The 423-nt window shown below is 60.0% G+C and carries 1 protein-coding gene; it reads left to right on the forward strand.

Translation table 11 applies throughout. From position 1 onward, the window contains the following. A partial coding sequence (locus EAD89_RS00725; RefSeq protein WP_305034179.1) for an electron transfer flavoprotein subunit alpha/FixB family protein occupies window positions 1–423 on the forward strand: 423 nt, incomplete at both ends.

Consider the following 423-nt stretch of genomic DNA (forward strand, 5'->3'; position numbering starts at 1 on the left):
GTTCAGCTCGAGTGCATCTGCGCAGGCAAGGGCCTCGACGGAATTGAAAAGCAGGTGTTCCCCTACGGTGTGGACAAGGTCCACGTATTTGACGCCGAAGGGCTCTTCCCCTACACCACCAACCCGCACGCATCGCTCGTGGTGAACCTCTTCAAGGAAGAACAGCCGCAGATTTGCCTGCTCGGTGCAACGGTGATTGGCCGTGACCTCGGCCCGCGTATTTCCCGCGCCATGCACAGCGGCCTTACCGCCGACTGTACCGAACTCGAAATCGACAGCTTCGAAATGAGCATCGGCGGCGTGAAGAAATTCTACGAAAACCAGCTCTGCCAGATTCGCCCGGCGTTCGGCGGCAACATCGTTGCCACCATCGTGAACCCGGAACACCGCCCGCAGATGGCGACGGTGCGCGAAGGCGTGATG

It is taken from the genome of Micromonospora sp. BL4 (assembly GCF_003667505.1).
Classification (GTDB): Bacteria; Actinomycetota; Actinomycetes; order Mycobacteriales; family Micromonosporaceae; genus Micromonospora.